Consider the following 26,780-nt stretch of genomic DNA (forward strand, 5'->3'; position numbering starts at 1 on the left):
GCGTATGAAAAAGTTCTGCCTTGCTCTGGATTTGAAGGACGATCCCGAGCTCATCCGCCAGTATGAAATCTATCATAAATCCGAAAATGCCTGGCCTGAAGTCACCCAAAGCATGCTCGATAGTGGCGTGACCGCATGGAGATCTATCGCACCGGCAATCGGCTCTTCATGATTATGGAAACAAAGGATGATTTTGACTTTCGTGTGAAAGAGCAAATGGATCGTAATAATGCCAAAGTCATGGAATGGGAAGCCCTCATGTCACAATTTCAGCTTCCCCTGAGCTGGTCAGCTGAACATGAAAAATGGGTGCGAATGGATCGTATCTTTACCTTAATCCCTGCTTAACCTCTGGGTCACCAATGTATACAATCGTTCTATTTTAGTAACGTATATTTGTAAACGTTACTAAAATAGGGCACGACCTATTTTCTAAATCCTCATGCTTAATGATCTCCTCCGAAGGCGAAGCCTCCAAAATTCAGGATAATTTCTCAAGCTATTCCTTGCATACTGTCTATTATACATGACTGAATACTAAAGTATTAGGTTTTGATGTCAGTTCGCAATAGAAGAGGTAAATAGTACGAAAAGCATAGGCTCATGTTTTCAATAAGTCAACTTCTCACCAGCCAATGCTCTCGAGTATGGTGCATGATATATTTCTCTCAACTTAACAACGCATGAGTTCATCTACCAATCATCAAAAAACAGGCTTTGCCTTCTTTCTTATTGCCTTTCTTTTTTTCTTATGGGGTTTTGCTCACAATTTAGACCCCATTCTGATCCCCCATTTAAAGCGATCCTTTGCCCTAACTACGACTCAATCGACATTGGTTGATTCTTCTGTTTTTATCGCTTACTTTCTGATGGCCCTTCCAGCAGGATTAGCTATCAAAAATGGGGCTACCAAATTGCATCATCCTGGGTTTACTTTTATTTTCAGTAGGCTGTTTCCTATTCATTCCTGCGGCAAATCTGCAATCCTATTCTTTCTTTCTAGTCGCTCTATTTGTCATTGCCTGTGGATTAACTTTTTTGGAAACATCAGCTAACCCCTACGCTAGTGCATTGGGAACCCCGGAAACTAGTACGCAACGACTCAATTTAGCTCAGTCATTCAATGGTTTAGCTACGGCTTTGGCTCCTGTCATCGGAGCCAGGGTTATCTTAACGAGAAGCTATTCAGACACCGAACTTTCGGCCATGTCTGAATCATTACGAATGCAAGCCTTAGCCTCGGAAGCTTCCTCAGTAAAGCTTCCCTACCTGATTTTAGGAATGATTTTATTGATTATTGCCATCATTTTTAAATTAATAAAACTTCCTCAAATCAATTACAAAACTTCCCATCATCAGAAAAGTCAGTCTATTTTCCATGCGTTCAAACACCGTCATTTAACGTGGGCTGTTGTTGCTCAGTTTTTCTATGTAGGTGCTCAAGTTTGTATATTCAGTTTGTTTATTCTATACGCTACGCAAGTAGCTTCACTTCCCGAAATTCAAGCAGCCGATTATTTGGGAGTTTGTGGAATTGCCTTGCTAATAGGCAGATTCCTGGGTACTTTCTTTATGCGATTTGTAGCTCCGAATCGACTTTTAACCCTTTATGCGGGAATAAATGTTTTCCTGTGTCTGATTGCCATCATGGCCCATGGCCTCATTACCGTATACGCGATAGTACTGATTTGCTTCTTCATGTCAATCATGTTTCCAACCATCTTTGCGTTGGGTATCAAGAATTTGGGAGCAGATACAGAATATGGTAGTAGTCTCATTATTATGTCCATTGTCGGAGGAGCTCTATTACCCAGGTTGTTTGGTTACCTAAGCGATATAACCGGCAGTATCCAAGTGGGATATTTTGTACCATTGCTAAGCTTTATAGTTATAGTCATTTACGGGTTGTATGGGTATAAATCGGCCCCTACTAAAAAGGATACGGGCCCAACGCTCGTTTCTTTTTCTCACTAGCCCTCACTTTTTGATTAGGCTTCTTACTTAAATGGTTACCCAAGTAGTTCCAGTGAAATCTTGGACTACGCCCGACCACCAACAATACATTACCTCTAGCTATTCATCATAGCTTTTTAATCCTTTCTAGTATCAATCACTATGAAAACACTCGTTTGTGTTTCACCGGGGCACTTTGAATATCAATCCACAACAACGCCTTCCATTAAACCGGGCTTCTCCCTGCTTGCGATCAAACGCATTGGAATTTGTGGTACTGATTTGCATGCTTATCAAGGGAATCAGCCCTTTTTCAACTACCCTCGTACCCTGGGGCACGAGCTTTCAGCCGAGGTAGTACTGACGGATAACCCTGATTTTAAACCCGGTGATGCAGTAACCTTTATTCCATACTTTTATTGTGGCCTTTGTATTGCGTGCCGAAGCGGTAAACCCAATTGCTGTAAACATATTCGGGTCAGTGGCGTGCATATTGATGGGGGCATGACGGAACAACTTCTGGTTCCTTCTTACGCTTTAATTAAAGCAGAAGGGCTTAGCTATGATGAGCTTGCTTTAGTCGAGCCGCTGGCTATCGGGGCACATGGTATTCGTCGGGCTAACGTCATTAAAGATGAATTTGTCCTGATCATCGGTGCGGGTCCTATTGGATTAGGAGCCATGGAATTTGCCAGGATTGCAGGGGCAAAAGTCATTGCAATGGACATCAACGACGATAGGCTTACCTTCTGTAGTAAAACCCTAGGCGTAGATTATACCATAAACCCACGGCGAGAAAACCCTCTGGAGAAACTGGAACTCATTACGAATAGAGGTATGCCTACAGTTGTGATTGATGCAACAGGTAATCTGAATGCCATTAACTCGGGCTTTACGTACTTAGCTCATGGAGGCAGGTATGTATTAGTAGGCTTACAAAAGGAAAATATTACTTTTAGTCATCCCGAATTTCATAAAAGAGAAGCTACATTGATGAGCAGTAGAAACGCCACCAGAGCCGATTTTATGCACGTCATGGATTGCATGCGAAAAGGCTTAGTCTCTCCGGCCACTTACATTACTCATCGGGTAGATTTTGATCAGGTACGAGACTGCTTCGAAGACTTCTTAGATCCGAACAATAAGGTTATTAAAGCAATGATTCATTTAAAATAGCTAATGCAGTGAACGACGTACTTAGAAAACTCTTTTTCACGATCACAAGCTTCACGTGGGTTACCTTCGCAGGTATGGCCCAGAATCAACCGCAATGGGGAGCCTGGGAGCACTGGGGAGACCAGAAAAATGGAACCTACCGGAATCCCATCATTCCCAGCGATTACAGCGATCTTGATTGCATTCGGGTAGGAGAAACCTATTACGCCATCTCTTCCACCTTCCAGTTCTCTCCCGGTATGATTATCCTGGAGTCAAAAGACCTGGTGAATTGGAAAATCTGCGGTCATGCCGTTTCGGATCTTACCCAGATCTCCGATGAATTATCCTGGCAGAAAATGAATCGGTACGGCAAAGGCATTTGGGCGGGATCTTTGAGACATCATAATAATCGCTTTTACCTGTATTTCGGAACACCTGACGAAGGGTATTTCATGACTTCAGCGGCCAAAGCGGAAGGCCCCTGGGAACCGCTAACTCCCCTACTCAAGCAACCCGGCTGGGATGATTGCTCGGTAATCTGGGACGAACAGGGCAAAGGCTATTTCATCGGTACTCACTTTGCCGATGGCTACAAAACGTATCTTTTCAACATGTCTGCCGACGGAAAGTCCATTGACCGACAATCGGCCATTCTAGTAAATGCCGGGTCAGGAAGAGAAGCCAGTAAGTTACTCAAGGTCAAGGATTGGTATTACCTCATCTTCAGTGAACACAAGCCCGATAAAGGACGGTATGTGATGGCCAAGCGATCCAGAACGATCACGGGCCCATATGCCGAAGAAAAGCAACTCGCTCTGACAAGTCAGGAAGCCATGGAACCCAATCAGGGAGGAATTATACCAGGGAAGGATGGGAAATGGTACTTTCTGACTCACCACGGTACGGGCGATTGGTCAGGACGAATCGTAAGCTTACTACCCGTTACCTGGATCAATGACTGGCCGATCATTGGCACGGTACTCGGGGATTCGATTGGAACCATGACCTGGGAGGGTAAAATTCCTTCCGCTAATGCTGGCGGCTATTCTCTGGCCCGAAGCGATGAGTTTAATACGCCCGTAATAGCCCAGCAATGGGAATGGAATTATCAGCCCAGAAGCGAAAAGTATTCGCTCCGTGAACGTAAGGGCTGGCTCCGACTCGAAGCTTTCAAGCCCCTGAAAAACAATGAATTATTAACAGCGGGCAATACCCTGACGCAACGTTGTTTTAGAACACGTAGCAATGAAGTCATCGTGAAGCTGGATATCACTCGCATGGCTAACGGGCAGCGAAGCGGATTATGCCACTTCTCCCAGCAACAAGCTGCCATTGGCATTGCTCAAGAGGGCTCAACCCGCTGGATTGAATATCGAAAGAATGGAACAGTCATAAAGGGAGATACCCTTACCGGATCTTCGATCTGGCTACGTTCGGTCTGGGGATTAGATGGAAAGTCTACTTTTTCGTATAGTATGGATGGTAAAAAGTATACCTCTTTGGGCGAGCCCTATACTTTAGCCTGGGGTTACTATCGGGGGGACAGAATCGGTCTCTACTCCTTTAACAACGAAGCCGAAAAAGGATCAGTAGATATTGACTATTTCCATTACACGATTGAAAAGTAGAGCATTCAGAAGATAAAATTATAGTACACGTATTTATATACGTACTACTTGCTTAACCTGTCCGTCTAGGTAGAATTAGAATGAAGCCTGATTCTGCCTACCCAAAACTTAAATCAGGTATGAATAGTATTCGTTATTCTCTTCTTCTCTTCCTGTTAGCAGTAGCTGTCCGTGTGAACGCTCAGCAATTGTATTCGCCTAATAAAAAAATAGAACTGAGCTTATCTCAGTCCAAAGAAAAACCAGGCAGCTGGTTTTTGTCCGTTCATTATCATGGGAAAGCTAAAACCCCCGTATTTTCTCAAATCAAGCTTGGACTCGAAAGGGAAGATCAATCATTTACAGACAACCTTTCTTTAAAGAGCAGTAGTAAGCCTGTACCTATCAAAGAACAGTACACCGCTCTTCACGGGAAAAGCTCGAAACGGGAGAATGAAGCTCAGGAAATCACCTTTGCTTTCGTGAATACCAAAGGTAGTAAGTTGAATGTAGTCGCCCGAGCCTATAACAATGGCATTGCTTTTAAATACGAGTTTCCCGAGAAAGGACAGGGACCACTAGTCATGAAACGCGAAGCAACGGCTTTTGAAGTGGAAGATAAGGCCGAACGTTGGTTACAGAAGTTTGTTACCAGCTATGAAGGTTTTTACCCCGATCAAAAAGACTCTACCCTAACTGGAGAATGGGGCTATCCGGCTTTGTTCAAAACGGGAAATCAAGAACCCTGCTGGGCCTTACTAACCGAAGCAAATGTAGATCGTAACTACTGTGCCACTAAACTCAGTAATAGGCTGAGCAAATCCAGTTATCACCTGGAATATCCAGCCGCGACAGATGGATTTAATACCGGGCAGGTCAACCCTACGCTAACGTTACCCTGGAGTTCTCCCTGGAGGGTAGCTATCATCGGACAACTAGCGGACCTTGTTGAATCTACCTTGGTTGAGGATGTAAGTAAGCCCTCCCAGCTCACGAAGACCGACTGGATTAAGCCAGGAGTTTCGTCCTGGGTCTACTGGGCTTATAATCACGGAACGAAAGACTACAAAAAGCTTTGCGAGTACATTGACTTAGCGGCCCGAATGGGCTGGCCCTATACCCTGATGGACTGGGAATGGGACGAAATGACGAACGGAGGAACGCTCGAAGATGCCGTAAATTATGCGAAATCGAAGGGGATCAAACCTTTGCTTTGGTATAATTCTGGGGGAGCTCACAATGAGGTTACCTCCGGTCCTAGAGATCGACTGACTACGCCGGAATCCAGAGCTAAAGAATTTGCCTGGTTAAAGAAGATTGGAATCTATGGAGTAAAAGTAGATTTTTTGAAAGCGACAAGCAGGATATGATGCGGTATTACCTGGATATTCTGGAAGATGCGGCACGCTATGAATTAATGGTCAATTTTCACGGCAGCACGGTTCCGAGGGGCTGGAGCCGGACCTACCCACATTTAATGAGTATGGAAGCCGTTTATGGAGGCGAGCAGTATAACAATCAGGAATATATGACTACGAAAGGAGCCTGGCATAATACCCTATTGCCCTTCACTCGTAATGTCATCGGTCCGATGGATTATACGCCCGTCGCTTTTACCAATTCCCAGCATGCTCATACGACTACTTACTCCCACGAACTGGCCCTTGCGGTGCTATTCGAATCGGGCATACAGCATTTGGCGGATCGTCCACAGGGCTTTGATCAGTTACCGGACCCCGCAAAATTTATGCTCAAAGAAGTGCCCAATGCCTGGGACGAAACACAATTTCTGGCCGGGTACCCCGGAAAAGAAGCCGTTATAGCCCGAAGAAAAGCAGGACTCTGGTATGTGGCAGGCATTAACGGAGAAGATCGATCGAAAAAAATTTCCATCCCCTTTCATTTCCTGACTAAAGGCAAAACCTATCGGGCTGAACTTATTGCCGATGGTGAGTATGACTCAGGTTTCAACGTCAAATATATAACTGTGAAAGAAAGAGATGCTCTGGAAGTAGAGTGCTTGCCTCGGGGCGGCTTTACGCTGATTTTAAATGAAATGTAATACTTACTTTTTGCATTAGTAAGGCATGTATTTGCCCGAACAGCAGTAAATGATTTACTGCTGTTCGGGCAAATTAGGTGTAAGTCCTAATTACTAGTATTCAGTAAAGTCTGAGAAGTTGTTTAAAGGTTCACGACAAAACAAATAGGAATCGGTCCGATAATTTGGGGTTACTAACTTTCAAATTACCCTGTCATGAATCCAACAGGTTTGAACCATTCCTACAAAGAAGCTATTCCACTACTACTTTCCACCCTGCATTTGGCGACGTAAACGGAAGCACTGCATTCGCTTTATTAGTATTGCTATCTTATGCATTAGTTAAGGGAACTTACGTGACATCAGATACCAAATGATCCCAGCCTAGTCATTAGTGTACGATTCTTCGATTAACTGCTAATGCTTGTACTGAGTTATTCTAGTGGGTGAAGCATATGGTCTGCTTTTGCCATTAGTGCCTTACGAGTAATTAAAATCGCCCCTGGTCTTCGGATGTGACAGGGAGTTCAGCCGTAAGTATTCTGAGTGCAGAAGCTGCCCAACACCTATCCCTCTGAGCCAAACATGATCTTTTCTCTCACCAAACCAAACATTCCTTAGAGAAGTATAAATACCATTGAATAGGATCTATTTAATGAATGATTCCACGCAGTGCTAATTGTATCCATAAAATGAACTCAGTACCTACTTTTGTTTTATGAGACTATTAGTAATTGAAGATGATGACCGGGTCGCTCATCTGATTGGTCGAGGTTTTGAGGAAGAGGGCTGGCGGGTAGACCTGGCTTTTGATGGACAGATGGGTAAGCGACTCGCGTTAACGCCTGATCATGATGCGATCATCATGGATCTCATTTTACCTAAACTCAATGGGCTGGATTTATGTCGCGAAATTCGCCAGGCCCGGCCGGATGTACCCATTCTTATGCTTACCGCTTTGGGAACCACGGACGATAAGGTGGAAGGATTCGATGCCGGGGCCGACGATTATCTGGTGAAACCCTTTGAGTTCCGCGAACTCTCCGTGCGGCTCCGCACCCTACTTAAACGGCAGGCCCGACAGCCAGTGGGGTCGCCGGTTACGCTGCGGCTGGCCGATCTGGAACTGAATGTGGTAACCCATACGGTTACCAGAGCGGGGCAGGAAATACCCCTGACTCCTAAAGAATTCAAGTTACTGGAATACATGCTCCTGCACCAGGAACGCTTGCTGACCCGTGCCGAAATTGCCGAGAAGGTCTGGGATACCCATTTGATACCGGTACTAATTTCATCGACGTGTATATCAACTACCTACGCAAAAAATTGACCGGGATTATGAGCCGAAGCTTATTCACACTAAATCAGGCGTTGGGTTTGTGCTTAAAATAGGCTAGATCGATGAAAATTCGTACGCGTCTGACGCTGCTTTTTACCGCCATTTTTGCTACGCTGTTAGTCACATTTGCCTTCGTGGTCTTCTTCGCCTACAGCCAAAATCGTCGGCAGGCGTATTATGACCGATTACGGGAACAGGCTGTGACCAAGGCGGATCTGTTGCTGGATGCCCAGGTGTCCCCCTCGGTGCTACAGGTCATCTATCGTCATATGGCTTCTTCGCCTTTTCAGGAGGAAGTAGCTATTTATGATACGGCGTTTCACCTGCTTTATCACGATGCGGTCGAGGTGGACAAGGTCAAGGAAACTCCGTCCATGATTAAAACGATTCTCCAGCAGCGGGAACTTCGGTTTGAGCAAGCCAACACCCAGGTCATTGGTTTTTTACACCATCGACGAGGCATTCCGTATGTCATCACAGCGGCTGGTCGTGACCAGCTAGGCTTAGCGAAAATGCGTTCGCTGGGTTTAATTCTAGTACTTACCCTTTTAGGAGCGGTTGGACTACTGTTATTGGTCGGTTATTTCCTGGCTCGAAAGACCCTGGAACCCGTAGCCCAAATGGTGGCTCAGGTCGGTGATATTACAGCCAGTAATCTGGACCAACGAGTGCTCGGAGAAACTGGGCAGGATGAGTTAGCTGAGCTGGCCCGGACGTTTAACCAGATGCTCGACCGGCTGGAACATTCTTTCGACGCTCAGCGACAGTTTGTCTCCAATATTGCCCATGAATTACGGACACCACTGTCGGCCATCGTGGCCGAACTGGATCTGGCCGCTGTCCGGGAGCGAACCGTCCCCGAGTATCGGGCCGTCATTGAACGCACCTCTGCCGATGCCCGCAAACTAGTCCGTTTGTCTAATGGCCTGTTCGATCTGGCCAAAGCCAATTATGACCCCTCGGAAATTGCCTTCCGTCATTTGCGTCTCGATGAAATTCTGTTGGATGCCCGGCAGGATCTGCTACGGGCCAATCCAGACTATATGGTCGAATTATTCGTTGAGCAGGAAGGCGACGATGCCGACGTTATGTCGATGTACGGGAACGAATACTTACTACGGGTAGCCTTTAAAAATCTGCTGGAAAACGGGTGTAAATTTTCTCCCGACCACCGCTGTACAGTAACCCTTACGCATACCTATCAAACAGCCATCCTACGCTTTGACGACCGGGGAATTGGGATTCCGCCCGACGAACTCCTGGATTTGTTCAAACCCTTTCATCGGGGACGTAATGTTCAACATATTGATGGGAATGGCATTGGTTTGCCACTCACCCAACGTATCATCCACCTGCATAAAGGCACCATCCAGCTAACTTCCCGCCTGCAGGAAGGCACTACCGTGACCGTCGAATTGCCCCACGTGTGACGGTTCTTCTAATAGAATTCTAATAATTTTCTGTGAGTTTTCTAACAGCTGCTTCTTAAGCATTGGCCTACTTTTGCCCTCGTTAATCGAAAAGAAAATCGTATGGACGCTGGTCCGAGTCATCGCTCATCTCTTTCTATACTACCGGGTCTGTTGGGGCCAGGGGTCGCTCCGTAGTGCATTATTTGCATGAAGTGACCCATCTGCTCCACCAAAGGCCACGGGCAGATGGGCGGCTGGACGGCTTCGTATTTATCAGAAAGGAGACCTGTGATGACTACGCTAGTATTTGCCGAACGTTTAGCCATGGCCATGCTGTTAGGGGCACTTGTGGGTTTCGAGCGGCAATGGCAGCAGAAAAGTGCCGGGCTACGTACCAATACGCTGGTATCGCTCGGTGCAGCCGCCTTTATTCTCTTATCGGTGGCCATGACCGATGCGAAAGGCGATCCCTCACGGGTGGCAGGGCAGATTGTGACAGGAATTGGTTTTCTGGGGGCGGGAGTGATTATGCGTAATGGTCTGAACGTGCAGGGGCTCAATACGGCCGCTACCATCTGGTGCTCGGCAGCCGTCGGTAGCTTGTGCGGAGTGGGATTGTTAGGCGAAGCAGTGGTCACGACTACCGCTATCGTGCTGACCCACCTGTTGCTACGTCCGCTCGGGACCCGCATTAGTCGTGCCCCCGTTAACCGAGCTGACGAAGCCGAGCAAACCGACTACCTGATTAGTGTCAAGTGCCGTGAAACTGTCGAAAATCACATTCGGGTCCTGCTCATGCAGTACCTAACGGGCGACGAAAATTTACTATTACGATCCCTGACCAGCCATGACAACGGTCACCCCGCCAACGCTATCATCACCGCTGAAATTATAGCGGCAGGCCAACAGGAGCATCGGATGGAACGCATTGTGAGTCGATTAACTATCGAGGAGCAGGTTACCCAGGTCAGTTGGGCGGTAGTAGGCCAACAGGTTGATTTATAAGCATTTTCTAAAGTCGACCGGATTATAAACCTTATCCTTTGCCACCTAACTTAAGTGTATAAAAGCTGAATTTTCATTTAGCCTGACCTATCTTCCTATGCTTTGTTTTAAGTGCATTACTCAGCTACTACTAGTAATGAGTCTGCTATGGGCCTGCCAACCCAACCCCCCCCAGCAGGCTGAAGAGCCCAATCTGGTTATGAAAGGTGATACCGTTGTGGTCCCCGCCAGATCTACCATTCGCTCCCAGCTCAAAACGTATCTGGTCACCCAGGAGCAGTATCGACAGCAACTGACCTCGGCTGCTACGGTGCAGGCGATCCCCAATCAGTACGCCGACATTGCTCCTCCTTTCGATGGCCGTATTCTCCGCTCGTTTGTGCAACTCGGCCAGTCGGTTGCTGCAGGTGCTCCTTTGTTTGAACTCAGTTCACCCGATTTTACCGACGCTCAGAAGGCTTATTTTCAGGCGAGGCAACAGCACCAGTTGGCCGACCTGAATTTCAAACGCCAGCAGGATCTGATGGAAAACGGCGTAGGTACCCAGCGGGAACTGGAAGAAGCACGAACCAACGCGGCTATTCAGCAAAAAGAGTACGAAAATGCCCTGGCCAGCCTCCGGTTATTCCGGGCCGACGCGGCCAAACTCACGCTCGGTCAGCCGCTGGTCGTTCGTTCACCCATTGCTGGGCAGGTGATCCGTAACAGCATTGTAGTCGGACAATACCTGACCGATAATGCGACTCCTGTAGCTACCGTTGCGGAATTGTCCAAAGTCTGGGTGGCCGGGCAGGTCAAAGAAAAAGACATTCGGTTTGTCCACCAGAACGACGAAGTAAGCGTGCAGGTGACGGCTTATCCGGGCGAAAACATTCCCGGTCGGGTTTTTCACCTGAGCGAAACCGTAGATGAAGCAACCAAAGCCATTGAGGCACTGGTGCTTTGCCCTAATCCGAACCGGAAACTCAAACCCGGCATGTACGCCACCATTCGATTCATTGAACAGGCTCAGCCCACCATCCTGATTCCAGCAGCCGCCCTGTTGCAAAGAGAAGAAAAAAGCTACGTCTTTCTGCAAACGGCTCCCGGTCATTATATCCGCCGGTCTTTGGAAACGGGTGATACCCAAAACGGACGGGTAGTAGTCAAATCAGGGTTAAAAGCCGGTGATGTCATTGTATCGACCGGTGCTTTCTATCTACTTCAGGCCGAACAATAAGCCCGCTTCCCATGAATCAACTCGTTCGTTCCGCTATCCAGAAGCGTTGGCTGATGGTAGCCCTGTTTGTCCTGATCGGGGTATTTGGCTATTATTCCTGGACACAACTTAGCATTGAAGCCTATCCCGATATCGCCGACGTAACGTCACAGGTTATTACACAAGTGCCCGGGCTGGCGGCTGAAGAAGTCGAACAGCAGATAACCATTCCCCTCGAACGTGCCCTCAACGGTATTCCGGGGCTGCACGTCATGCGTTCCAAAAGCACCTTTGGCTTGTCCATGATTACCCTCGTCTTTGAAGACGGTGTCGAGGACTACTGGGCTCGCCAACGCATGACCGAGCGAATCAATGGTGTAGATCTGCCGTACGGAGCTACGCCCGAGCTGGATCCGCTGACTTCGCCCATCGGGGAGATTTACCGCTACATCATCGTCAGTGACCGCTACAGCCTACGTGAGTTAAAAGACATGCAGGACTGGACGATTATTCCCCGGCTCAAACAGGTTTTCGGGGTCGTCGATGTAACAAATTTCGGGGGTATCACCACCCAGTATCAGGTCGAGATCGATCCACGTAAATTAACTCAGTACAACCTGTCGCTCAGCAACGTAACGGATCAAATCGGGAAAAATAACGCCAATGTCGGCGGCAGTATCCTTAACCGGGGCGATGAAGGCTACGTTGTTCGGGGTATCGGGTTACTCAAATCACTGGACGATATTGGTAACATCGTTGTCGCCACCAATAAAGGGGTTCCCGTATTTGTCAAAGATCTGGGAACGGTCAAGTATGGTCAACTGGAGCGAAAAGGCGTTCTGGGCTACACAGACCACCAGCATGGTTATCCCGAAAGTATTGAAGGGATTGTATTGCTACTGAAGCGGGAAAACCCGTCGCACGTACTCGAAGGAGTACATCAGGCCGTTAACGAACTCAATCACGGGCTATTACCCGAAGGCGTACAGATTGTACCGTTTAGCGACCGCACCGCACTGGTAAAAACGACTCTGAACACCGTTTCGCACACCCTACTGGAAGGCATTGGGCTGGTCGTTGTCGTCCTGATCGTCTTTCTGGGCAATTGGCGGGGGGCTTTACTGGTGGCTATTACCATTCCGCTGGCTTTATTGATGGCCTTTATCCTGATGCACCTGACCAATATTCCGGCGAATCTGCTTTCGCTCGGAGCCATTGACTTCGGGATCATTGTCGATGGGGCCATTGTAATGATGGAAACCATCCTGAAACAGCGTGAACATCATCCCGACGAGGTATTGGAAGAAAAAAGCATTGCCGAACAAGCCATGCAGGTGGCCCGCCCGATCTTTTTTGCTACGCTGATCATTATCACGGCCTACCTGCCCTTGTTTGCCTTTGAGCGGGTCGAACGAAAACTGTTTACGCCTATGGCCTTCACGGTAGGCTATGCCCTGTTTGGGGCACTGATGGTGGCACTCCTACTGATTCCCGGACTGGCGTATGCTACGTATCGCAAGCCCCGTAAGCTGTTTCACAACAAGTGGCTGGAACGGCTGAACGAGGGCTACCACAACCAGGTTGTTCGAATTCTGGAACGACCCAAGCGGGTGTTTGCTCCCTTGGGAGTCGTGCTGGTCGGAGCTATTGTGCTGACAGGAATGGTTGGTAAAGATTTTCTGCCGCCCCTGGATGAAGGTTCGATCTGGCTTCAGGTGACGCTGCCGCCCGGCCTGACCCTGCAACGGTCGCGGGACATGGCTAACCAGCTCCGGGCTGTTACGCTCCGCCATCCGGAAGTAACGTACATGATGACGCAGGCCGGACGGAACGACGACGGAACGGACCCCTGGACACCTTCGCATTTTGAGTGCTCGATTGGTCTCAAACCCTACGATGAGTGGCCTTCCGGAATGACCAAATACGATCTGATCAATCAACTAGCGGCCGATTACGCCACAATGCCGGGGTATACCGTCGGCTTTTCCCAACCCATGATCGACGGAGTTATGGACAAGATTTCCGGGGCACACTCGGAACTGGTGGTTAAAATCTACGGGAAGGATTTTAAAGAAACCCGGCATCTGGCCGAGCGGGTGGAGCGGGTTCTTCGGCAAACGCCCGGTGCCGTTGACGTAGCTATCGACCAGGAACCACCTTTGCCGCAGCTCCAGATTAAAGTAGACCGCGACGCGGTGGCCCGGTACGGGCTAAACGTCGCAGACGTTGCAGAACTGATTGAAGTGGCCATCGGAGGAAAAGCCGTCTCGCAGATTTTTATCGGCGAAAAAGTGTACGACATCACCTGCCGCTTCACCGAAGACAGCCGCCGAACCCCCGAAGACATCGGTAACCTAACCCTGACAACGCCGAGCGGAACCAAGATTCCCCTCTCTCAGGTGGCTCTGATTCAACTCAACACGGGAGAAAGTACCATTACCCGCGAGATGAACAAACGGCATTTGACGGTAAAGCTCAATGTGCGGGGCCGTGATCTGACATCCCTGTTAACGGATGCTCAGGCTCGTATTGCCCAGCAGGTGAAGTTCGACCCTGTCAAATACCAGATCAAATGGGGTGGTCAGTTTGAAAACCAGAACCGGGCCTACGCCCATTTAGCCTTTATCGTGCCGTTGGCCCTGGCTATTATGTTTTTGTTATTATATGCCGCCTTCGGTACGTTTAGTCAGGCAGGGCTGATTCTGTCGGTTGTGCCGTTGGCTTTGTTCGGAGGAATGCTGGCTCTGAACATTCGGGGTATGACGTTGAACGTATCCAGTGCGGTAGGCTTTATCGCTCTTTTTGGGGTAGCTATCCAGAACGGTGTCTTGATGATTTCTAACCTAAACCGGCTTCGCCGGGAAGGAATGGCCCTGAAAGAAGCCGTATTAGCTGGCACGCATGAGCGATTCAGACCCATTCTGATGACGGCTACGGTTGCCGTACTGGGCCTGTTACCGGCTTCCCTGGCGACGGGTATCGGTTCAGACGTTCAGCGACCCCTGGCAACCGTTATCGTGTACGGCTTGTTTGTGGCGACGGCCATTACCCTATTTGTTTTACCAGCTCTGTATTTTCTATTGGAGTCCCGTTCGTCGAGTCTGACCAAACCCAACGCTGGCGACACTAACTCATCCACCCCTTCCGCCGTATGATTCAGGTTATTTTTCGTCAAACAATAGGTGTTTTGCTGCTCACCGCTCTGGCCATTCCCGCTGTTCAGGCCCAGGTCGATACGACGTTCCGGCGGGAGCCACTGGCATTTGCTGCGTATCTGGGTCAGGTGGGTCAGCAAAACCTAAGCTATGCCAGTCAGCAGTTCAATGTCGATGTAGCACAGGCCGCCATTGCTCAAGCCCGTATTTTTCCCGATCCTACGCTGGGGGTTGGCTATTTTAATAATGGCCAGCGTCGACTCCAAACGGGTTACGGTTTCCTGTTTCAGTATAGCCAAACGCTGGAGCTGGGCGGAAAGCGACGGGCCCGTATCCATCTGGCACAAAGCCAAACCGAACTGGCCCAGGCTACGCTGCTCGATTTTTTTCGGCTACTTCGGGCCGATGCCACGCTAGGCTTTCTGGAAGGCATCCATCGGCAGCGGATTTTTCAGATTCAGCAGATGAATTACCGCTACCTGGTTCAGTTGGCCGAAGCCAACCAGAAACGGAATCGTCTGGGAACGCTCTCCGAAGTAGATGCCATTCAATCGCGGGTGGAGGCCGACAATGCCCTGAACAGCCTGATTCAGGCCGAAGCTGACTGGAAAACGGCCCTGATTGCCCTGGGACAGTTTCGGAGTGGCTTACCCAAAGATACCTTATATCAGCCCGTCGGTGATCTTTCCCGCTTCGATCGCACCTTTGCGTTAGAACCGCTCATTATTCAGGCACAAAACACTCGGGCTGACTTACTAGCCGCCCGACAGGGACAGGATGTAGCCCAAAAAGCCTTGCAACTTGCCCGAGCCAACCGCATGATTGATCTGGGGCTATCGCTCAGTAATAACTACGTCAGCCGGATCACCAACATCATTGAACCCACGCCTTCCTACAATACCCTATCGGCGGGCATAGCCATTCCACTTAAATTTTCCAATCGCTACAACAGTGATATACGGATCGCTCGTTTGCAGAGCCAGCAAGCCGATCTGGCTTATCGGCAAGTCGAGGTACAGATTCGGGTTGAGGTCACGCAGGCCTTTGAGCAATATGGAGCCGCCCGACGACAAATCCAGCAATTCAACAACGATCTATTAACCCGGGCACAGCGGGTGCTGGAAGGTCGGATTTATTCGTACAACCGGGGTGAATCTTCGCTGCTGGAAGTACTGGCTGCCCGGCAAACGTTCAATCAGTTACAACTAGCCTATACCGAAGCCTTGATTACGTATGCCTCGGCTTTAGTAAATCTGGAACGAACGGCGGGTATCTGGGATATTGATTTTTAAGCCATTAGCTATCCAGTCTATGAAAATAATGCTTATTCCTCTGCTGTTGCTGGCAACGGTTGGAGCCACCGCTCAGGTTTACAAGCCCTTACCAGACCAGCCAGAATCTGGTCAACTGACCATCAGTCTGCGTGGTGGCGTGGGCCTGTCTACGGTTGTGGGTCGAGATGCCCACGATAGTTTGTCAACCGGGGGCTCCCCTGGCTACAAGACTGGGTTAACCCTGGGGCTGTGCGTTACGTCCCATCTAAAACCTACGTTCTGGCTCGGACACGAACTCTGGCTTCAGCAGCAGGGGGCTATGGTTCGTCTGAATGACGACAACGGACAATCATACACCAGCCGGTTACGGCTACAGTACCTTACCATTTTTCCGGCCAATTTCACCTGGGTGCAAAGAAGTTTACGGCTGTACGCTGGTCCTTACGTAAGCATGGCATTAGCTGCATCGATCCAACGAAAAGACCCGGCTGGCCATCTGCAAACTGATACCTCGGTATATGGCACCGCTCGTACATTGACTGGTTACGTGTCAAAAATCGATGCCGGATTAGGCTGGGTCTGGATTACGCCATTGGAAGCCGCTGGACGGTTGGGCTTCGTTTCCAGCGGGGATTAGTACCCATCTGGAACGAGAACACGCTCAATCAACGGGGGCAGCCAGCCGTTTACAACCAGAACGGAACACTTACGGTGGGGTATCAACTGAGTCACTAGTGACCTAGCGGTCAATCTTTGCTTATTAAACATGAAGACTCGTTCGTAGGCATTTTTTTGTCCTCAGGTCCACCAAACTCATCTTTAGCCCAGTTTAAGGGTTACATCCAGGACAATCAATTTTCTACTTGAGCTTCTATGGCGATAATCCTTCTTCCGTTGCGATGAGCTTTTCTAATTCGTAGATCACCGTGACGGATTGAAGGTTTTCAGATTAAAGCAAACTATTACCCCTGAAGTGCCCTTAGTCCCAATTCCGTTTTGAACAGCTTCTTTATCCAGAAAAAGGGTATGTTTAAAACGTTGGTACACAAGGGTATAAGAGATATCTAACGAAAATCAAGCGTATAAAGGGGGTTAAAAAGACGTCACGTGCCATGGCATTACAGCAACTTTCGTATCTTCTTTTCCAGACTCCTAGCCTGTTTTTGTGCCTGATCCAGGGGTAACCCGGATGGTAAGCCGGGGCGTTTGTGACCTGTTGCCGAAAGCCAGGCGTTCCTTACTATTTGCTGCTGTTCCGTTATTAGTTTTACTAGTTCATCAGCGTTCTTTTTATCGCCTAATGCTTCAGATAAAGACTCAGTTCTGCTTAGTTTTTCGGAATCGTCTTTCACGAGGTACCTCAGCATTTCTCTGGCCATTAACCAATGGCCCAAAGCTCCGGGATGTACACCGTCTTGGGCCAGGTAAAAAGTAGAATCCCGTTTTTTCTGTTGTTCGAGAAACGCCTTCATCGGAAAATGGAGGTCGATTACTTCCCAATGTTGTCGCTCTCGCTGGTTAATCAACCAGTCCGAGTAATCATCTAACACTTGAGCATAACCCGTTGCTCCTCCTCTACCATCATCGTATAAGGGCGGTGTGCTGTGGATGATTCTGGCCCCGGCCTTTTCTACTTCCTGATGCAACCACTCCATTCCCGACTGAAAAGCCTTGAATCGGGAGGAATCGAAAGGCATATAAATACCATCATTCATTCCATAGCAGGCAAAAACCAAATCGGGTTTGATTTGAGTTAATACCCGCTCAAGCCGTTCGTGCAGGTCGGGACGGGGAAATTTTCCATCCGCATGATTGGGCTCAGACAAACCAGAAACCGTTTCACTGGGCAACCCTACATTGATAAACGTATAATTACTTTTGGGGTAATGCATACGCACATAAGCGATCACATCATTCACATATCTGCCGTCGTACGTTATGCTATTCCCCAGGAAAAGCACCCGGCTAACACCTTTAGGTAAAGGCTGAGCCACCGATACGCTTGGGAATAGGAAACAGTAACCTATAAGAAAGATTAATCGGATGGTGCTTTTCATAAATAATAACAATTTTTGATTATTGATAATAACAGATACTTATTAGTCATTTCCTACCCGATTCTACAAAAACTTTGATTAATAAGGGATAACCTTCTGGTAGATTTAAAACAATTTGATGGAATTATGATTAAACATACGAGCTGTAAGTTAAGAAATGAACCTTTCCATTTCTTAATACTTAACACCCATTCCATTTAATTTCAAGGGACACTATTATTATGACTGAGACCGAATCCTCAGAGCAGTTTTTAGCCGGTGGTGGCGAAATGGGTCAATTAATCCGGTCTATGGACTGGTCGAAAACGCCTTTGGGACCCGTTGAAAGCTGGCCCCAAAGTCTTCGAACTTCGGTGAGTTTATGCCTCTCCTCGACCTTCCCTATTTTAATTGCCTGGGGACCCGAAACTATTCAGATTTATAATGATAGCTATAGACCCATCTGCGGAGCCAAGCACCCGGAATCCATGGGTCAGAATTTCAGGATTTGCTGGGAAACGGCCCTGCCCGTCGTAGGTGATAAGTTTACCCGGGGCCAACAGGGCGAAGGGACTTACATCAAGGATCAACGGATGTTCCTGGATCGGTATGGTTATCTGGAAGAATCGTTCATGACTTTCTCGTTTGCTCCCATTCGGGACGAATCCGGCGAGGTAGGTGGCATCTTTCACCCCATTACTGAAACCACCGACAAAATGTTGAGTGCCCGCCGCACGCAGGTACTTCGAGACGTAGCCGCCGCAACGGCCCAGGCAAAAGAAAATGAGGACATCTACAGCAGCATTGCCTCCATTCAGGAAGATTTTAGCCTGGATTTGCCCTATTTGCTTTTTTATGAGCTTGATTCTGAAGCAGGAAAAGCTAGTTTAAAGCAGACCACTGGTTTGAAATCCCATTATCAACTTCCTGAAGAATTATTGGAATTAGATCTCTCGGCTACGGAATGGCTACAGGATTTATCACAAACGCTGACGATTGAAAACGTTGCCGAACGCCTGAGTCTTATTGAAGGCGGTCCTTATGAGGCTGCTCCGCACACCCTGATCCGGCTTCCGATTTTCATTTCCACGAAAGAACAACCCGTTGGATTTTTATTAGCCGGGGTTAGCCCACACCGGGCCATCGATCAGGATTACCTTAACTTCTACGCTCTGCTGGCCAATACCATTAATACGGCGTTCTCTAACGTTAATGCCTACCAGGAAGAACAGAAAAAAGCAGAAGCTCTGGCGGCCATTGATCGGGCTAAAACGGCTTTTTTTAGCAACATTAGTCACGAATTCCGTACGCCCTTAACCCTGATGCTGGGTCCGCTGGAAGAGTTACTTCGGGACGAAAAGGTACTCGAATCTCCTTACAAAGCTCCCGTAGAAGCCACCCATCGGAATGCGTTACGTTTGCTCAAACTTGTCAATAATCTGCTGGATTTCAGCCGGATTGAAGCAAATCGGGTGCAGGCCACCTACCGGCCCGTTGATCTGGTCGCGTTAACTACCGATTTATCCAGCAGTTTCCGATCCCTGATTGAGCGAGCGGGATTAACGTTCGACGTTCATACGGACCCCATGCCCACTCCCGTGTATGCGGATGCAGAAATGTGGGAGAAAATTGTTCTGAACCTGCTCTCTAATGCGTTTAAGTATACGCTTGAAGGTAGCGTCAGCGTCATCTTAACCACTGAAGGCAACCAAGCCGTTTTACACGTAACGGACACGGGCGTAGGTATTCCTGAAAAAGAGTTACCGCACATGTTTGAACGATTCCACCGCGTGGAAAATGCCGGTGGACGTACCTACGAAGGCAGCGGAATTGGGCTTTCGCTGGTGCATGAACTCGTACGTTTGCACGGAGGAACGATCGGCCTAACCAGTGTGGAAGGTCAGGGAACTACCTTCACCGTTCGAATTCCGCTGGGTAAAAATCATTTGCCCACCGATCAGATCGTCGAAGAAAGCTCTATCGTAGGGATCAGTCATCTGGCCGATTCTTTCGTGAAGGAAGCCAGCACCATGCTTGAGGATGACAAACCCGCAAGAGAAGGTTTAGAAGCGAACTCAACCGACGTTGATAAAAACACGCAAATTCTGATTGTCGATGATAATGCCGACATGCGAGCGTATCTGACACGGTTACTAGAGCCTTATTTCACCATTCATACCGCTTTCAACGGAGCCGATGCCCTTGAAAAATTAAGTTACTCCTTACAGCCAGACCTGATCCTTAGTGACATCATGATGCCCGTCATGGACGGGAAAGAGTTGCTGGAAAAACTGAAAAAGAATGCATCAACGGCTCATATTCCGCTGATTTTCCTCTCAGCCCGGGCGGGTCAGGAAGCCCGCATCGACGGACTGGAAGCCGGAGCAGATGATTACCTGGTCAAGCCTTTCTCGGGTCAGGAATTATTGACCAAGGTTAGAGCCCAGATTAACCTTAATCAGTCTCGTCGCCAGATCGAAATTCGTTTACGTAACCTCGTTCAGCAGGCTCCGGTGGCGATGATGCTGGTCAAAGGCGAAGAATTAACCATTGAACTGATAAACCAAACCATGCTTTCGCTCATTCAGCGGGAGAATGATTTAATTGGTCAACCCCTGCTGGAAGCCCTGCCCGAACTAAAAGGGCAGGATTTTGTGGAACGCTGTCGGAAAGTTTATCAAACCGGCGAACCCGATCAGGCCTATGCTCTGGAAATTCCTTTATTAAAAAATGGAATGCTTGAGGTTCGTTATTTCAACCTTCTGTTGTCGCCTTATTATGAAGGTAATAGACAAACGGGTGTGCTGGAAGTTTGTACGGAAGTAACGGATATTGTATTGATTAACCGGGCTTTACAGGCCAGCGAAGCCCGCTATCGTGACTTATCGAACGAGCTCGACGAGCAGGTACAGCAACGAACGAAAGAATTGCAGGAATCCGTGTATGATTTACAACGGTCGAACGAACAATTACAGCAATTTGCCTACATCGCTTCGCACGACTTACAGGAACCCCTTCGTAAAATACAGTCGTTCAGTACCTTATTAAAATTACAGCATAGTGAAGATTTAGGCGACAGCATTATCTACCTGGATCGAATGCAAACCGCAGCGGGACGTATGTCCACGCTGATCCGGGATTTATTGAGTTTCTCGCAAATCACGACCCAGCAGATTTCAGCCCATCCGGTACCTTTGAATGAGGTTCTGCAAACGGTTATCAATGATCTCGAAGTTACCATTCAGGAAGCCTCTGCCCAGATACACGTTTCGAGTCTTCCAACCGTTATGGGGGATGCGTCCCAACTGCATCAGCTTTTTCAGAACCTGTTATCTAACGGCATAAAATTCCGTAAGGACGACGTTTATCCGCAGATCCATGTTCATTCAAAGGTAATTGACCATACCGAGCTACCGACTCTTATTAAACCGACCAAACATACTTCTCATTATTACTGCATCGACGTTACCGATAACGGAATAGGTTTCGATGAGAAATACTTGAAGCGAATTTTCCAGGTTTTCCAACGTTTACACGGCAAGACTGAGTTCGCGGGTACTGGGGTGGGCTTAGCCATTTGCGAAAAAGTAGCCGCCAACCACGGCGGTGCCATTACTGCCAAAAGTCAATTAGAGCAGGGTTCTACGTTTCGCGTGTTCTTACCCAAGTAATAAGTTTTCAATAAAAAACCCGGTTCAGCGTAAGACCTGAACCGGGTTTTTTATTGAAAATCTATTCAACTGCATGATAAGTGACAACATCAATTCCAATTCCATTGGGATCCGTAAATGCAAAGTGACGGTCACCCCAGGGTTCGTCTCGCAACTCAATAACAATCGGGATCTTCAGATTTTTGATTCGCTCATATGCTTCGTCTACGTTAGGCACTTCCAGTGTTAGGAAAACACCTTTACCGTCAAATTCAGGATGAAATAAAGGATGTTGCGAAGGATGCTCCGGTAGCATAAAGCTGATTTCGGCTTTGCGGTCAGGCGTATGCATAAGCACGAAAAAATCGTTTTCGAACGTAATCCCGAACTGAAAAATTTCCTGATAAAAACGTTTCGTCTCGGCTAAGCGGGAAATAATAATTCCGGCGTTCATTTTGATAGACATATCCATTTGCGTTTTAGTGAGAATGGATCCAAAGGTCTACCCCATCCATGACAGCCTTATGTCAGCAGGAATGACTTCCTTGTGAATTTATTTGAATACTTCTCTCGCGTTTCGCTTATGTAACGGTTATTTCCATTACGGCACTATTTCACCCACCAGTAATAACTTCCCTGCATAACAGGCATTTTCCTGAAAGCGTGACGGATCATTCATAACCTGGTTTCGGGTCTTAAGAATGGCGGCTTTATCCACTTTTTCGTCCGAAACTTTAAATCGAATCACATGCGTCTGATTCGGCGATGTAGGGACAACGAAGAAATTCGAGCGATAATCTGTACAATAAGCATCGAACCGGGCAATGGTTTGTTTGAAGTCCTGATCCACTTCCATACTATACTGACCCGTTCCCGGACCCATGGCATCATACAACCCGCAAGCCAGACCTTTCATTTTTACTTCCAGATAATCACCCGGCGTGCTGGATTTTATTAAGCTCGAAAACCGCTGCTGCAAAGCCAAAGCCACGGAATCCGTATTAGGAGTAATTGTCGTCCAGTTCCCTTGTTTTTTCAATTCGTCCACTGCGATCATACGGGCCGCTTCCCAGTTATCATTCACGTAAGGTTTAGCTAAAACCCGCTTTTGTGGCGTTACTTTCAGGTCCGCCATTTGCTTCAAAGCTTTCGCCAGGGCTTCCGTATACAACCGATGCCCTGTTTCGGGATAAGGATGCACGTTATCGGCTGAAAACACAATTTTGTCCGGTGCATCTTCGGGTTTGCCTTTGAAAATCAGCTTACCTTGCTGGGCCAAAGCTGCCACCTCCAACCCCAGACAAACGCTGGGAATTCCATAATATTCCGCAATTTGTTCCATGGCTAAAGCCGAAGCTGGCAGTTTTCCCTGCTGGTAAGTTGGGGCCAGATCTGCCGTTAAGGTGTATACGAAACAGAGATCGGTATGAGGATTTTGCCGCCAGGTTTTTCGAACGATTCCTTCCATGGCTTTGTAAATCTGCTCTGGCTTTTTACCGTTATCGTTTACAGCAAATTCTACGAAAACCAAATCAGGATTCTGATCGAGCACCTGAGTTTGCACCCGAAAAACACCTAAATCCGAGCCCGTTCCGCCAACTCCCGCATTAATCTGCCGAAAGGGAACCTGCGGATAGGTTTTCTGTAACCAACTCAGTGACTGCTCCCGCCAGCCTTTTCCGGCTTCGGTAATGCTACCACCGAGATATCCTACCATGATCGGCTTTCCAGCTTTTATTTTTTCAAAAAAGAAAGGTAACCCTTCCCTGGCACGAAGTAGCGTGGCATTTTCCAATGCACTTGTTTGGGAGAATACCAAGGTCGGAAAACAGAAGAAAAGCGTAATGATTCTCAGCAATGACTTCATAGGTAACTAGTTCTTTCGGTTGCCTAAACCTACGTAATGAATCATAGCAATGACTATTTTACTAGTAGTAAGTTAATTTTAGAAAAACAATTTTAGTAACCATCTATTTTACAGACCAATAGTACAACAAGAAGTGTTAACAGTATTATTAATCTACTATTTCTATAGATTTTATTTGTTTTATTAAATTCCCCTACTTTACTTTGCATTGTCTTCAATTACCATTGGTAGTTGGGGCTTATACAGAAAGGAGGAGAGACAGGCTCGACGAATCCTTAGCAACTTTCCGACGCGGAATCAGTGCTAACCTGCCTAACATTTTTAGGAACTATAAACCCCATATGCCATGTCATTCCTCCCCAATCTAAGGAACCGATCGGCCTGCTCATTACTGATGAGTTAAGCCTTTCTCTCGTTTGTCACGAGATTCACTTTCATTACCAAGCATCGCTCAGGTTTATTTGATACCTGTGCTCCTTATGTGTCCATTCATTCACCCTTCATCAGCTCTTTTATACCATGAGTATTTATTTAGATAACTCCGCGACTACCGCTTTGTCTCCTGCTGTTTTGGAAGCCATCATACCCTATTTTACGCAACATTTTGGCAACGCCTCTTCGAATCACTGGGCGGGCCGGGAAGCGAAAAAAGTAATTCAATCGAGTCGTCGGCAAATTGCTGATTTACTGAACATTACTCCCGAAGAAATTATCTTTACTTCTGGCGGTACCGAAGCCGATAATTTTGCTTTAAAAAGTAGCATTCAGCACTTTAACATCCGCCACGTCCTTACTTCGAAGATTGAACATAAAGCCGTGCTTTTGCCGCTGAAACAGTTGGAACAGGCGGGGCTCATTCAAGTTCATTACGTCCAGTTAGACGAGCATGGTCGAGTATCCATTCCTGATTTAATCCAATGGCTGGAGAAGCATCACAACGGACTCGTCAGCCTCATGCACGCCAATAACGAACTAGGTACGCTTTTGGATTTGGAAGAAGTGCATTCGTTAACTCAACACTACGGAGCTTATTTCCATACGGATACCGTTCAAAGCATCGGTAAAGTGCCCGTAAACTTACATGCGGTTGATTTTGCGACGGCTTCGGCTCATAAATTTCGTGGTCCTAAAGGCGTAGGATTTTTGTTTGCCCGTCAGGGACACCGATTGCCCGCCTTTATCAGCGGCGGCGGACAGGAAGGGGGGCAACGCGGAGGAACCGAAAATATTCCCGGCATTGTGGGCTTAACCAAGGCTCTGGAGCTCGCGATAACCCATCAAACGCAAAACATCGCCCATCTGAATTCATTGAAACAACAGTTCATCGACGAAATCCAACGGCAAATTCCTGGGGTTTTGTTTAATGGTCGATGTCAAAGCCTCGAGGAAAGTTTACCCGGATTAATTAACGTCGCCTTCCCTATTCTTGACGGCCCCTGCTCATTGGTAGAAGCCCTGGATGCTCGCGGCATTGCCGTCTCCGGTGGTAGTGCCTGTTCCAATCTCGCCGGGGGCTCACACGTACTACAAGAAATTCCCACCAGTTTTGCGAAAGAAAACGTTCGCTTCTCCTTCGGAGCGGATAATACGTTTGAAGAAATCAACGAAGTCTTGTCTATCCTTAGTGAATTGTATCAGACTGAAGAAGTTAGTCTGGCTTCGTAAAGCATTCCCAGTTTGAAAACATCTTCGAAGAAAAGCTGCCAACTCTTATGCTGGCAGCTTTTCTTTTTTAACAAATGCTCCAAACATCTGTCATTTAAGTGTCTCCGGATTTCATCCGGGGACACTTAAATGACGTCTAACTAATTTATCATCAGCGTCTGTCATCCAGAGCGAAGCGAAGGATCTTCCTTTTCTCCAGAGTATTTTGTCGTCAGTAAAACAGTCTGGTTATCATCGTGCTGAGGCTCTAAGCTATCGTTCTAAAGAATAAGCATAAACCCCCGCCCATTTCTTGGCGGGGGCCAAAGAAACTAACTCAACTTCCTAAATTACAAACTTATATACTCAAGCAAGTTCTTGATCCATTCGAAAAAGCAGCGACGGAAACTACCCATCAATGGATAGTAATGCTTTTAATACCCTCTTCCAAAGCAACTTCTTTTCCGACAATGGCCTGCCCTTCTGCTCGAAAAACGCCCATCACTTCAATGCCAATTGATGTTAAAAAGAAACGCACGTACGTATCAATGAAATCATACGGCTTGAGTTCTCCTTTGGAATAAACACCTCCCGAGGTAATGGCCAGATAAGCCTTTTTGTTTTTCAGAAGTCCTTCGGGAAGTAAACCATTACCCGTGTAATGGAACGTGATTCCGGCTCTGGTTATGTGATCAAAATAGGCCTTTAATGTAGACGTGATGTTGAAATTATACATGGGAGCTTCCATAATAATAATGTCACTTTCCATTAATTCCGCAACGGCCTCATCCGAATACTTGATGCTTTGCTCCTGCTCCGTTGAGAGATTTTCTTTAGGCGTAAAAAAGGCATTAATATGCGATTCATCCAGATGAGGAGCGGGTTCTTTATATAAATCGCGAACCTTTACCTGATTGATTGGATATTTTTCCTGAACCTCTTTCAAAATAGCAGCTCCCAGTTTTCGACTGACTGAGGCTTCATCCTGAGGACTGGAAATAATATGCAGTATATTTTTCATTTGCTTCGAATTATATGATGATCGCAAATGTATTTATATTAACTACGCAAAAACTAGTACTAAACAAAACCTTAGCAGTAAGGTTTATATTACTATACTATCTGAAAAGAAGATGAACGATCCCCTAATATTTTACTCCGAAACGCAGTGTGCCCAGAATTTAGCGGCCGTAGAAGATGCTATTTATGTATTAGGTGGCAAGTGGAAACTCCGCATCATTATCGCTTTAGTAAGCGGATACACCCGATTCAATGAATTACAACGAACCATCAAGGGCATTTCGCTACGGTCCTTTCCAGTGAATTGAAGGCTCTGGAACAAATGGATTAGTAAACGAGTCGTGCATGCAGAAAACATACCGGTCATTGTTGAATACCAACCACCGAATACGCCGAGACGCTGAAAGAGCTTGTAACGTGC

The 26,780-nt window shown here is 47.4% G+C and carries 18 protein-coding genes, 2 pseudogenes and 1 riboswitch; of the genes and pseudogenes, 16 read left to right on the plus strand and 4 right to left on the minus strand.

The features are described from left to right. Positions 1-4 precede the first annotated feature (4 nt). From BWI96_RS20585 to BWI96_RS20640, 13 genes and pseudogenes are all read left to right on the plus strand, one after another. Positions 5-348, plus strand: a pseudogene (locus tag BWI96_RS20585) (L-rhamnose mutarotase). A 552-nt stretch (positions 349-900) separates the two neighbouring features. After that, a complete protein-coding gene (gene fucP, locus BWI96_RS20590; RefSeq protein WP_369804245.1) occupies positions 901-1,974 on the plus strand; it encodes an L-fucose:H+ symporter permease in 1,074 nt (357 codons plus the stop codon). Positions 1,975-2,115: 141 nt separating this feature from the next. Further along, entirely contained in the window at positions 2,116-3,129 is a 1,014-nt protein-coding gene (locus tag BWI96_RS20595) for a zinc-binding alcohol dehydrogenase family protein (RefSeq protein ID WP_106638386.1), read from the plus strand. 74 nt (positions 3,130-3,203) lie between these two features. Next, positions 3,204-4,739, plus strand: coding sequence for a glycoside hydrolase 43 family protein (locus BWI96_RS20600; RefSeq protein WP_106638400.1), 1,536 nt, complete (start codon positions 3,204-3,206; stop codon positions 4,737-4,739). 119 nt (positions 4,740-4,858) lie between these two features. Continuing rightward, positions 4,859-6,420 (plus strand): annotated as a pseudogene (locus BWI96_RS22055) (glycoside hydrolase family 97 catalytic domain-containing protein); the annotation flags it as partial. Between the two features lie 45 nt (positions 6,421-6,465). Further along, positions 6,466-6,780, plus strand: a complete 315-nt coding sequence (locus BWI96_RS22725) for a glycoside hydrolase family 97 C-terminal domain-containing protein (RefSeq protein ID WP_232793857.1) — start codon at positions 6,466-6,468, stop codon at positions 6,778-6,780. Positions 6,781-7,477: 697 nt separating this feature from the next. Then, the gene (locus BWI96_RS20610) at positions 7,478-8,089 is read left to right on the plus strand and encodes a response regulator transcription factor (RefSeq protein WP_369804247.1); all 612 of its coding nucleotides are present in this window, start codon (positions 7,478-7,480) and stop codon (positions 8,087-8,089) included. 71 nt (positions 8,090-8,160) lie between these two features. After that, entirely contained in the window at positions 8,161-9,528 is a 1,368-nt protein-coding gene (locus BWI96_RS20615) for a HAMP domain-containing sensor histidine kinase (protein WP_106638387.1), read from the plus strand. Between the two features lie 273 nt (positions 9,529-9,801). After that, positions 9,802-10,515, plus strand: coding sequence for an MgtC/SapB family protein (locus tag BWI96_RS20620; protein WP_106638388.1), 714 nt, complete (start codon positions 9,802-9,804; stop codon positions 10,513-10,515). A gap of 136 nt (positions 10,516-10,651) precedes the next feature. Further along, positions 10,652-11,734: an efflux RND transporter periplasmic adaptor subunit gene (locus BWI96_RS20625; protein WP_157830469.1), complete on the plus strand. Its 1,083-nt coding sequence runs from the start codon at positions 10,652-10,654 to the stop codon at positions 11,732-11,734. 11 nt (positions 11,735-11,745) lie between these two features. After that, positions 11,746-14,868, plus strand: a complete 3,123-nt coding sequence (locus BWI96_RS20630; protein WP_106638390.1) for an efflux RND transporter permease subunit — start codon at positions 11,746-11,748, stop codon at positions 14,866-14,868. Next, positions 14,865-16,160, plus strand: coding sequence for a TolC family protein (locus tag BWI96_RS20635; RefSeq protein ID WP_106638391.1), 1,296 nt, complete (start codon positions 14,865-14,867; stop codon positions 16,158-16,160). Before BWI96_RS20630 ends, BWI96_RS20635 begins: the two co-directional genes overlap by 4 nt. 19 nt (positions 16,161-16,179) lie before the next feature. Beyond that, entirely contained in the window at positions 16,180-16,779 is a 600-nt protein-coding gene (locus BWI96_RS20640; protein ID WP_106638392.1) for an outer membrane beta-barrel protein, read from the plus strand. 481 nt (positions 16,780-17,260) lie between these two features. Here the strand turns inward: BWI96_RS20640 and BWI96_RS20645 are convergent, their stop codons facing one another. Then, positions 17,261-18,199: an SGNH/GDSL hydrolase family protein gene (locus BWI96_RS20645; protein ID WP_106638393.1), complete on the minus strand. Its 939-nt coding sequence runs from the start codon at positions 18,197-18,199 to the stop codon at positions 17,261-17,263. 221 nt (positions 18,200-18,420) lie between these two features. Here BWI96_RS20645 and BWI96_RS20650 point away from each other — a divergent pair, with 221 nt between their 5' ends. Next, the gene (locus BWI96_RS20650; RefSeq protein ID WP_106638394.1) at positions 18,421-21,849 is read left to right on the plus strand and encodes an ATP-binding protein; all 3,429 of its coding nucleotides are present in this window, start codon (positions 18,421-18,423) and stop codon (positions 21,847-21,849) included. 61 nt (positions 21,850-21,910) lie between these two features. Here BWI96_RS20650 and BWI96_RS20655 read toward each other — a convergent pair whose 3' ends face one another. Both BWI96_RS20655 and BWI96_RS20660 read right to left on the minus strand, forming a co-directional pair. After that, complete coding sequence (locus BWI96_RS20655) at positions 21,911-22,294, minus strand: VOC family protein (RefSeq protein WP_232793856.1); 384 nt, start codon at positions 22,292-22,294, stop codon at positions 21,911-21,913. 135 nt (positions 22,295-22,429) lie between these two features. Then, complete coding sequence (locus BWI96_RS20660) at positions 22,430-23,695, minus strand: SGNH/GDSL hydrolase family protein (RefSeq protein ID WP_106638395.1); 1,266 nt, start codon at positions 23,693-23,695, stop codon at positions 22,430-22,432. Between the two features lie 235 nt (positions 23,696-23,930). Next, positions 23,931-24,032, plus strand: a riboswitch (SAM riboswitch). A gap of 182 nt (positions 24,033-24,214) precedes the next feature. On the opposite strand from BWI96_RS20660, the gene BWI96_RS20665 reads away from it, so the two are divergent. Continuing rightward, a complete protein-coding gene (locus BWI96_RS20665; RefSeq protein ID WP_106638396.1) occupies positions 24,215-25,360 on the plus strand; it encodes a cysteine desulfurase family protein in 1,146 nt (381 codons plus the stop codon). 394 nt (positions 25,361-25,754) lie between these two features. Here BWI96_RS20665 and BWI96_RS20670 read toward each other — a convergent pair whose 3' ends face one another. Next, positions 25,755-26,360, minus strand: a complete 606-nt coding sequence (locus BWI96_RS20670) for an FMN-dependent NADH-azoreductase (protein WP_106638397.1) — start codon at positions 26,358-26,360, stop codon at positions 25,755-25,757. A gap of 112 nt (positions 26,361-26,472) precedes the next feature. Here BWI96_RS20670 and BWI96_RS20675 point away from each other — a divergent pair, with 112 nt between their 5' ends. After that, positions 26,473-26,667, plus strand: a complete 195-nt coding sequence (locus BWI96_RS20675; RefSeq protein ID WP_106638398.1) for a helix-turn-helix domain-containing protein — start codon at positions 26,473-26,475, stop codon at positions 26,665-26,667. The last annotated feature ends 113 nt before the right edge of the window (positions 26,668-26,780 follow it).

The sequence above is a fragment of the Siphonobacter sp. SORGH_AS_0500 genome (genome assembly GCF_002838835.1).
Classification (GTDB): Bacteria; Bacteroidota; Bacteroidia; order Cytophagales; family Spirosomataceae; genus Siphonobacter.

Excerpts from the sequence above, each read along its gene's own strand:
- fucP (WP_369804245.1), top strand. The coding sequence starts at position 901 with ATGGGGCTACCAAATTGCATCATCCTGGGTTTACTTTTATTTTCAGTA.
- BWI96_RS20595 (WP_106638386.1), top strand. The coding sequence starts at position 2,116 with ATGAAAACACTCGTTTGTGTTTCACCGGGGCACTTTGAATATCAATCC.
- BWI96_RS20600 (WP_106638400.1), top strand. The coding sequence starts at position 3,204 with ATGGCCCAGAATCAACCGCAATGGGGAGCCTGGGAGCACTGGGGAGAC.
- BWI96_RS22725 (WP_232793857.1), top strand. The coding sequence starts at position 6,466 with ATGCTCAAAGAAGTGCCCAATGCCTGGGACGAAACACAATTTCTGGCC.
- BWI96_RS20610 (WP_369804247.1), top strand. The coding sequence starts at position 7,478 with ATGAGACTATTAGTAATTGAAGATGATGACCGGGTCGCTCATCTGATT.
- BWI96_RS20615 (WP_106638387.1), top strand. The coding sequence starts at position 8,161 with ATGAAAATTCGTACGCGTCTGACGCTGCTTTTTACCGCCATTTTTGCT.
- BWI96_RS20620 (WP_106638388.1), top strand. The coding sequence starts at position 9,802 with ATGACTACGCTAGTATTTGCCGAACGTTTAGCCATGGCCATGCTGTTA.
- BWI96_RS20625 (WP_157830469.1), top strand. The coding sequence starts at position 10,652 with ATGAGTCTGCTATGGGCCTGCCAACCCAACCCCCCCCAGCAGGCTGAA.
- BWI96_RS20630 (WP_106638390.1), top strand. The coding sequence starts at position 11,746 with ATGAATCAACTCGTTCGTTCCGCTATCCAGAAGCGTTGGCTGATGGTA.
- BWI96_RS20635 (WP_106638391.1), top strand. The coding sequence starts at position 14,865 with ATGATTCAGGTTATTTTTCGTCAAACAATAGGTGTTTTGCTGCTCACC.
- BWI96_RS20640 (WP_106638392.1), top strand. The coding sequence starts at position 16,180 with ATGAAAATAATGCTTATTCCTCTGCTGTTGCTGGCAACGGTTGGAGCC.
- BWI96_RS20645 (WP_106638393.1), bottom strand. The coding sequence starts at position 18,199 with ATGAAAAGCACCATCCGATTAATCTTTCTTATAGGTTACTGTTTCCTA.
- BWI96_RS20650 (WP_106638394.1), top strand. The coding sequence starts at position 18,421 with ATGACTGAGACCGAATCCTCAGAGCAGTTTTTAGCCGGTGGTGGCGAA.
- BWI96_RS20655 (WP_232793856.1), bottom strand. The coding sequence starts at position 22,294 with ATGTCTATCAAAATGAACGCCGGAATTATTATTTCCCGCTTAGCCGAG.
- BWI96_RS20660 (WP_106638395.1), bottom strand. The coding sequence starts at position 23,695 with ATGAAGTCATTGCTGAGAATCATTACGCTTTTCTTCTGTTTTCCGACC.
- BWI96_RS20665 (WP_106638396.1), top strand. The coding sequence starts at position 24,215 with ATGAGTATTTATTTAGATAACTCCGCGACTACCGCTTTGTCTCCTGCT.
- BWI96_RS20670 (WP_106638397.1), bottom strand. The coding sequence starts at position 26,360 with ATGAAAAATATACTGCATATTATTTCCAGTCCTCAGGATGAAGCCTCA.
- BWI96_RS20675 (WP_106638398.1), top strand. The coding sequence starts at position 26,473 with ATGAACGATCCCCTAATATTTTACTCCGAAACGCAGTGTGCCCAGAAT.